This is a genomic window from Brevibacterium sp. 2SA (assembly GCF_005502845.1).
Taxonomy (GTDB): Bacteria; Actinomycetota; Actinomycetes; order Actinomycetales; family Brevibacteriaceae; genus Brevibacterium.
Genome location: NZ_SCMW01000047.1, coordinates 22,046 through 30,773 on the forward strand (window position 1 = coordinate 22,046; position 8,728 = coordinate 30,773).

5 protein-coding genes are annotated in these 8,728 nt (G+C 71.2%); 2 read left to right on the forward strand and 3 right to left on the reverse strand.

What is annotated here, in order from left to right:
• The first annotated feature begins 117 nt into the window (after positions 1–117).
• A complete protein-coding gene (locus FFS20_RS14215) occupies positions 118–4,053 on the forward strand; it encodes a Pls/PosA family non-ribosomal peptide synthetase (protein WP_137826480.1) in 3,936 nt (1,311 codons plus the stop codon).
• A complete protein-coding gene (locus FFS20_RS14220) occupies positions 4,001–5,371 on the forward strand; it encodes a M1 family metallopeptidase (protein ID WP_249356870.1) in 1,371 nt (456 codons plus the stop codon). The genes FFS20_RS14215 and FFS20_RS14220 overlap by 53 nt, the downstream gene beginning before the upstream one ends.
• Here the strand turns inward: FFS20_RS14220 and FFS20_RS14225 are convergent.
• The 3 genes from FFS20_RS14225 to FFS20_RS14235 are packed head-to-tail and all read right to left on the reverse strand — an operon-like array spanning position 5,342 to position 8,621.
• On the reverse strand, positions 5,342–6,058 hold the full coding sequence (locus FFS20_RS14225; protein WP_137826481.1) for a GNAT family N-acetyltransferase: 717 nt from the start codon (positions 6,056–6,058) through the stop codon (positions 5,342–5,344). The genes FFS20_RS14220 and FFS20_RS14225 overlap by 30 nt on opposite strands.
• The gene (locus tag FFS20_RS14230) at positions 6,055–7,371 is read right to left on the reverse strand and encodes an MATE family efflux transporter (protein WP_137826482.1); all 1,317 of its coding nucleotides are present in this window, start codon (positions 7,369–7,371) and stop codon (positions 6,055–6,057) included. Before FFS20_RS14230 ends, FFS20_RS14225 begins: the two co-directional genes overlap by 4 nt.
• Positions 7,372–7,421: 50 nt before the next feature.
• A complete protein-coding gene (locus FFS20_RS14235; protein WP_137826483.1) occupies positions 7,422–8,621 on the reverse strand; it encodes an acetyl-CoA C-acyltransferase in 1,200 nt (399 codons plus the stop codon).
• Positions 8,622–8,728 lie beyond the last annotated feature (107 nt).

The window sequence follows — 8,728 nt, forward strand, 5'->3', positions numbered from 1 at the left end:
ACCGTGTTCCACGTCATACCGGCGTTCACGTGCCCGACACCTTCTCCGGTTAAGATCATCAGCGAATACTCAGTCGGCGCTCACGGCGTCGACCTGGCAGCTCGATCCGGAAGTACTGTGACAGAACACGCCGCGCAATTCCCTGCCCAGCCCCGCCCCCGCGAGGATCGCACCCTCATCGATGTGCTCCTGGAGACTGCGGGCGCCCACGGCGACCAGCCCGCGATCGACGACGGCAGGATCGTGCTCAGCTACTCCGAGCTCATCGCCGACATCCGCGATCTCGCCCTCCGCCTCGCCGAGGCGGGCATCGGTCCCGGTGACAAGGTGGGGGTGCGTGTGCCGTCGGGGTCCGTCGACCTCTACGTCGCGATCCTCGCAACGATGATGCTCGGTGCCGCCTACGTCCCCGTCGACGTCGACGACCCCGATGAGCGGGCCCGCACCGTGTTCGCCGAGGCGGCCGTGACCGGGGTGATCACCGAGGGCCGGGCGATCGAGGCCCGCACCGCGCGGGGTCCGCTCGAGCGCACCGAGATGCGCGGGCCGACGCCCGACGACGACTGCTGGGTGATCTTCACCTCCGGATCGACGGGCACCCCGAAGGGCGTGGCCGTCTCCCACCGCTCGGCTGCCGCGTTCGTCGACGCCGAGGCGGCCCTTTTCCTCGCCGAGGAGCCGCTCGGTCCCGGTGACCGCGTGCTCGCCGGTCTCTCCGTCGCCTTCGATGCCAGCTGTGAGGAGATGTGGCTGGCGTGGCGGCACGGGGCCTGCCTCGTCCCCGCCCCGCGCGCCCTCGTCAAGTCCGGCATGGACCTCGGGCCGTGGCTGTCCTCGCGCGGCATCACCGTCGTCTCGACGGTGCCCACGCTCGCCGCCCTGTGGCCGGCCGAGAGCCTCGACGCCGTGCGCCTCCTCATCTTCGGCGGCGAGGCCTGTCCCCCCGAACTCGCCCGCCGCCTCAGCGACGAGGGCCGCGAGGTGTGGAACACGTACGGCCCCACCGAGGCGACCGTCGTCGCCTGCGCGGCCCTCCTCGACGGGACCGAGCCGATCCGCATCGGCCTGCCGCTCGACGGCTGGTCGCTCGCCGTCGTCGACTCCGCCGGCGCCCCCGTGGCCGAGGGTGAGACCGGTGAGCTCATCATCGGCGGCGTCGGCCTGGCCCGCTACCTCGATCCGGCCAAGGACGCGGAGAAGTACGCGCCCATGCCGAGTCTCGGCTGGGAGCGCGCCTACCGGTCCGGCGACCTCGTCGTCAACGATCCCGCCGGCCTCATCTTCGTCGGCCGCGCCGACGAGCAGATCAAACTCGGCGGTCGCCGCATCGAACTCGGTGAGATCGACGCCGCCCTCCAGGCACTGGCCGGCGTCGAGGGCGCGGCGGCAGCGGTGAAGACGACCCCGGCGGGCACGGACATCCTCGTCGGCTACCTCGCAAGCGCCGCCCCGGACGCGCAGGCGCGGATCCCCGCGTGGGAGGAGGCGCTGCGCGCCGAACTGCCGGCCGCGCTCGTCCCCCGCCTCGCCCTCATCGACGAGCTGCCGACGAAGACCTCGGGCAAGGTCGACCGCGCCGCCCTGCCGTGGCCGATGGGCGGGGAGGCGGAGACCGCGGACAGCACCGAGGTGTTCGACCCCGCCACCGAATGGATCGCCGACCAGTGGACGGCGGTCCTCGGATCCCGCCCGGGTGCGGACACGGACTTCTTCACGGTCGGCGGCGGCAGCCTCGCCGCCGCCCAGCTCGTGTCCCGGCTGCGCGGCCAGCACCCGAGCGTCACCGTCGGCGACATCTACGCCCACCCGCGCTTCGGTGCGCTGGCCACTCTCTGCCTCGGCGACGACGGGGCCGCCGCTCCCGGACCGATCCGGGAGATCGGGCGGACGTCGAAGGGCATGCAGGCGTTCCAGACGCTGCTCGCGATCCCCGTCCACATCCTCGGCGGGGTGCGGTGGGTCGTCATCGCCATGGTGCTCGCCAACCTCGCGAACCTCCTCGGCGCCGACGTGCCCCGGACGCCGTGGCCGGTCGTCATCACCCTCTTCCTCGTCTTCGTCACCGCGTGGGGGCGGATGCTCATCTCCGCCGGCGCCGCGCGCCTGCTCCTCGCCGGGCTGAAACCGGGCGTCTATCCGCGCTCGGGCTGGGTGCACAAGCGGCTGTGGCTCGCCGAGCACATCGCCGACCTCGCCGCTGCCGTCTCCGTCGCCAGCGCCCCCTGGGTGGGGTGGTACGCGAAGCTGCTCGGCAACCGCATCGGCCCCGACGCGGACCTCCATTCCGCCCCGCCGGTCACCGGTTTCCTCACCCTCGAAGGGGGTGCGGCGATCGAACCCGAGGTCGACCTCAAGGGCTGGTGGGTCGATGGTGACCTCCTGCGCATCGGCACGATCGTCGTCGGGGAGAACGCGACTGTCGGCGCCCGGTCGACGCTCATGCCCGGGACGCAGATCGGTGCCGGGGCGCTCGTCGAAGCCGGTTCCGCGGTGACCGGCAAGGTGCGGCGCAACCAGATCTACTCGGGCTCCCCGGCCGTGCGCATCGGCAAGGCGAAGAAGACGTGGCCCGCCCCGCCGCAGCGCCGTCGCCTGCCGTTCCTCTTCTACGCCGCCGGCTCCCAGTTCAACGCCGCCCTGCCCTACCTCGCCGCGGTGCCGGGGCTCCTCCTCATGGTCGCCGTCTCCGGCATCTCCGTCGTCGAGAACCCGTGGCTCGTCCTCGCGTGGTCACCGGTGCTCGCCTGCGTGTGGTTCGTCTGCACGGCCTTGTTCATCCTCATCTCCGTGCGCGTCCTCGCCATCGGCATGGAGGAGGGCGAGTTCCCCGTCCGGTCGGCCCGCGGCTACCGGGTGTGGGCGACCGAGCGTCTCCTCGACCTCGCCCGCGACCTCCTCTTCCCCCTCTACGCCTCGATGCTCACCCCATGGTGGCTGCGGGCGCTCGGGGCCAAGGTCGGTCCCGGCACGGAGATCTCCACCGTCGTCTTCGTCCCGAAGATGACGACGATCGCCGCCGGCGCCTTCCTCGCCGACGACACGATGGTCGCGAGCTACGAACTCGGCCACGGGTGGATGCGCGCGGGCCGGGCGAAGGTCGGCAAACGGGCGTTCCTCGGCAACTCGGGCATCGCCTCACCGGGCAGGCGGGTGCCGAAGAACGCGCTCGTCGCCGTGCTCTCGGCAGCCCCGGCGAAGGCGAAGAAGGGCTCCTCGTGGCTCGGGTCTCCCCCGGTGCAGCTGCGCCGGGCCGCCGTCGACGCCGACGAAGCGCTCACCTACGCCCCGAAGCTCGGCGTGAAGATCGCCCGCGGCATCTTCGAGACGCTGCGGATCACCTCGGTGATGGTCGGCGGCGCGCTCGTCGCCGCAGTCATCCTCACGATCATCGCCCTCCTCGGCGTCCCCGGCGGACCGGCCTCCCCGGCCGGCGGCTTCCTCGCCTCCGTCGGGCTCGCCCTCCTCACCTCCGGGGTCGTCATGATGGTCGCCGGCGCAGTGGCCGCGGGCTTGGCGGTCATCGCGAAATGGGTCTTCGTCGGCCGGATCAGCCCCGGGGACCACCCGCTGTGGTCGTCGTTCATCTGGCGCGGCGAAGTCGCCGATTGCTTCGTCGAACTCGTCGCCGCCCCCTGGTTCACCCGCAACGCCGTGGGCACCCCGGCGATCGTGTGGTACCTGCGCGCGATGGGGGCGAGGATCGGGCACGGCGTGTGGTGCGAGTCGTACTGGCTGCCCGAGGCCGACCTCGTGCGCCTCGACGACAATTCGACGGTCAACCGCGGTTGCGTCGTCCAGACCCACCTCTTCCACGACCGGGTGATGAGCCTCGACGAGGTCACCCTCGAGGCCGGGGCGACGCTCGGACCCAACAGCGTCATCCTGCCCGCGGCGACCCTCGGGCAGAACGCGACGGTGGGGGCGACCTCGCTCGTCATGCGCGGCGAGTTCGTGCCGCCCCATGCGTACTTCAGCGGCAATCCTGTCATACCCTGGGTGGATGCACCTGAACTCCCTGAGCGCGCCCCGGTCGAGCACCCCGTCGATGCTTGATCCCTATACGCCGGGCGTCGGCAGTGCGGATCTGCTCATCGACCACTATGACATCGACCTCGACTACCGGATCGGGCCCAACCGGTTGGCCGGGAAGGCGCGGCTGACCGGCCGGGTGCTCACGGAGACGTCGACGATCGTCCTCGATCTCACGGGGATGCGGGTGACGAAGGCGAGCGTCAACGGCCGCAAGGTCCGCTACTCGCTGCGCGGGAAGAAGCTGCGGCTGAGCACCGAGGCGCTGGGGAAGAACCAGCCGGTGCGCATCGACATCGCCTACGAGGGCAATCCGCAGCCGGCGATCGGCACGTGGGGCGACATCGGCTGGGAGGAGCTCGAGGACGGCGTCCTCGTCGCCGGTCAGCCCGTCGGCGCCTCGACGTGGTTCCCGTGCAATGACCATCCCTCGAACAAGGCGAAGTTCCGGATCCGGGTGCTCACGGAGTCCGAGTACACGGTCGTGTCCAATGGCGACCTCGTCGAGAAGGTCCGCAAGGCCGGACGCACGGCGTGGACGTTCCAGTCGACGACACCGCTGGCGACGTACCTTGCGACCGTGCAGATCGGCCGGTACCGCAGCGCCGAGCTGCCCGCCCCGCCCGGTGTCGCCCCGAGCCCCGTGCCGCTGACGGTCTTCGCCGGTGAGGCCTGGCAGACCGCGGTCGCGCGCCTGCCCGTCCAGCACGCGATGATGACCCTCTTCGTCGACCGCTTCGGTCCCTACCCGTTCGACCGCTACGACGTCGTCGTGACGAACGAGGAGCTCGAGATCCCGCTCGAGTCGCAGCCGCTGTCCGTGCTCGGACCCAACCACCTCGGCCCCGAATGGGAGGCCGAACGGCTCGTCGCCCACGAGTTGGCCCACCAGTGGTTCGGCAATTCGCTCACCCCGAACAGTTGGTCGGACATCTGGCTCAACGAGGGCTTCGCGTGCTACGCCGAGTGGCTGTGGTCGGAGGAGACGGGGCTGATGAGCGCCGACGAGTGGGCCCGGACCTGGCATCGGGCGCTCAGCGCCTCCCCGCAGGACATCGTGCTCGCCGATCCCGGGGGCCCCGACATGTTCGACGACCGCGTCTACAAGCGCGGGGCGCTCACCCTCCACGCTCTGCGGCTGACCCTCGGCGACGACGTCTTCTTCGCGTGCGTGCGCGAATGGACGACGCGGCACCGGCACGGCAACGTCACGACGAGGGATTTCATCGACAGCGTCTCGCGCACGTCAGGGCGTGACATCGCCGAGGTGGTTCGTCCGTGGCTGACCGAGACCGCACTGCCGCCGCTGCCGTTACCCCAGCTGCCGCACGAGCAGGTCTGAGTCGCCGCTGCGCCCGACGGGTGCGAATCCGCGGCTGCGGTAGAGGTGGGCGGCGCCGTTGCCGTCCTCGACGGCGAGGCTGACAGCGCGGACCCTGGAGAGCCGGGCGAGCGTGAGGAGGACGTCGAGGAGGGCCCCGCCGATCCCCTGCCCCTGGTAGGCGGGGAGCACGGCGATCGAGAGCTCCGGGATGTCGGCGGCGACCCACCCGTAGCCGGCGAACGGCGCGGTGGCCTCTTCACCGGCCTCGTCTCCGACCTCGGCGACGAAGTCCGCCTGACCCGATTCGTCCTCGACCACCTCGGCGATGGCCCCGCCGTCTTCGGAATCGTCGTCGACGACGCTCGAGGCGATGACGGTCGAGTGGGGCTCGAGCCCGGCGATGAACGTCGCGTCCGCGGGAGCCTCCTCGTCGCCGGGGATCGCGGCGGGGTCGGCATAGCGCAGCCACGCAAGGCCGACGATCTCCTCCCCGGCCTCGTCGTAGCAGGCCACGGCGAGGTCGCCTCGGCGTCCCCAGTCTGAGAAGTACGCCCGCGCATCGGGTCGGTCGACGAGCTCGGCGCGCGGAATCGTCGGCTTGTCCATCGACCAGTTGAAGGCGAGGTCGACGAAGGGGACGAACACCTCGTCGGGGGTGTCGGCCGGCAGGGGCCGGATCCGGGTGCGCAGATCGTGCTCGCTCATGTCAGTCCCTTCTCTACCGCGGTGCGGATCCAGGTGTGGTTGCGCACGCGCCAGCCCAGGGTGAGCGCGCGCAGGCCGATGAAGCCGAGGCAGAAGGTCGCCCACAGTCCCAGCGCGCCCGGCCACAGCGCGGTGATGGGGATGAGGACGAGGGCGTAGCCGATGACGGCGACGAGCTGGGCCAGGGCGAGGTAGCGGGCGTCCTCGGCGCCCATGAGGACCCCGTCGAGGACGAAGACGTACCCGGCGATCGGCATGCCGAGGGCGAGGATCGGCAGGAGCCCGGTCAGCGTCGCGATGACGGCGGGGTCGGAGGAGAAGACGCGCGGGATGAGGCCGGAGCCGGCGAAGAGGACGAGCCCGACGATGATCCCGAAGACGATGCCCCAGAGGATGAGGCGGCGGTTGATCGCGGCGACGGCCTCGACGTTCCGCGCTCCGAGCTGGAGGCCGATGAGGGCCTGACCGGCGATCGCGAGGGAGTCGAGGGCGAGCGCGAGGGCGAAGAAGAGGCTCTGGGCGACCTGGATCGCCGCGAGCTCCGTCGTGCCGGCTGCGGTGGCGAGGACGACGAGGACGATGAGGGACGCACGCAGGCTCGCGTTGCGCACGAGCAGCCAGCCGGAGGTCTTCGCCGAGGAGAGGACACCGGCCCAGTGGGGGCGGAAGCTCGCGTGGAAGCGGCGGGCCGCGCGGAGGCTGATGAGGAGGTAGACGGCGCACATGCCGGCCTGCGCGACGACGGTGCCGAGCGCGGATCCGGCGACGCCGAGGCCGAGGCCGTAGATGAAGAGGGCGTTGAGACCGATGTTCGCGACACAGCCGACGGCGGCGACGACGAGCGGGGTACGGGTGTCCTGGAGTCCGCGCAGCAGCCCGGTCGCGGCGATGACGACGAGCATGAACGGCAGTCCCCACCACGAGATCGCCAGATATGTCTGTGCCCCGGACGCGACCGCGGCTGCCGGTCCGAACGCGGCGATCGCCGTCGACAGCAGCGGCAGTCCGGCGACGAGGAGCGCCACCGAGGTGACGAGGGCGAGCCAGATGCCGTCGAAGCCGGCCCCGACGGCACCGCGGATGTCCCCGGCGCCCATCCGCTTGGCCACCCGCGGAGTCGTCGCATAGGCGAGGAAGATCATCAGTCCGAGCACGGTCTGGAGGATCGTCGAGGCGATCGCGAGTGATCCGAGGGCATCGGCGCCGAGGTGGCCGACCATGGCCGTGTCGGTGAGCAGGAAGATCGGTTCGGCGATGAGCGCGCCGAGAGCCGGCAGCGCCAGCCGAAGTATGTCCCTGTCGATCGCTGCCACGCCTGCGAGTCTATCCAATCGCAGGTGCGGCGGCGATGAACGGGGCGGGCTCAGACGACTTCGAAGAGCCCGGCAGCACCCTGCCCGCCGCCGATGCACATCGTCACGACGACGTACTTGACGCCGCGGCGCTTGCCTTCGATGAGGGCATGGCCGACGAGGCGGGCCCCGGTCATCCCGTAGGGGTGGCCGACGGAGATGCCGCCGCCGTCGACGTTGTAGCGTTCCGGGTCGATGCCGAGCCGGTCCCGGCAGTAGAGGGCCTGGACAGCGAAGGCCTCGTTGAGCTCCCAGAGGCCGATGTCGTCGATCGTCAGACCGTGACGCTCGAGGAGCTTCGGCACGGCGAAGACGGGACCGATGCCCATCTCGTCCGGGGCCACGCCGGCCACGGCCATGCCGCGGTAGATGCCGAGCGGGCTGAGTCCGCGGCGGGACGCCTCGGTGTCGGACATGAGGACGGCCGCCGAAGCGCCGTCGGAGAGCTGGGAGGCGTTGCCGGCGGTGACGCTCGGATGCTGCGAGGCGACGCCGGGGTCGAGGACAGGCTTGAGTCCGGCGAGGCCCTCGAGGGTGGTCTCGGGGCGGTTGCCCTCGTCCTGGGTGAGCGTGACCTCTTCGGTCGAGGTCTCCCCCGTCGCCTTGTCGACGACGACCTTCGTCGTGGGCAGCGGCACGATCTCCGCGTCGAAGCGTCCGGCGGCCTGCGCGGCGGCGGTGCGCTTCTGCGATTCGAGGGAGTAGGCGTCCTGCTCCTCGCGGCTGACCCCGTAGCGTTCGGCGACGATCTCCGCGGTTGCGAGCATCGGGTAGTAGATGCCGGGCACGTTCTCCTCGAGCCACGGATCCTTCGCCCGGAAGGTGTTCATGTGCTCGTTCTGGACGAGCGAGATCGATTCGACGCCGCCGCCGACGGCGATCGACTGTCCGTCGACGATGATCTGCTTGGCCGCGGTCGCGATCGCCATGAGCCCCGAGGCGCACTGGCGGTCGACGGACATCCCGGCCACGGTGACGGGGAGGCCGGCGCGCAGGGCGGCCTGGCGTCCGATGTTCGTGCTCTGGCTGCCCTGTTGGAGGGCCGAGCCCATGATGACGTCGTCGACCTCCGCGCCGTCGACGCCGGCGCGCTCGACGGCGTGGGCGATCGCGTGGCCGGCCAGCTCCTGGGCCTGCGTGTCGTTGAAGGCGCCGCGGTAGGCGCGTCCGATCGGGGTTCTGGCGGTGGAGACGATGACGGCGTCGACCATGACTGTCCTGCTTCCCTCGTGGCGATGGATGGTGGGGTGGTGCGGTTGCGGGGTGGTGCGGTTGCGGGGTGGTGCGGTTGCGGGGTGGTGCCGGCGCCCCGATCAGC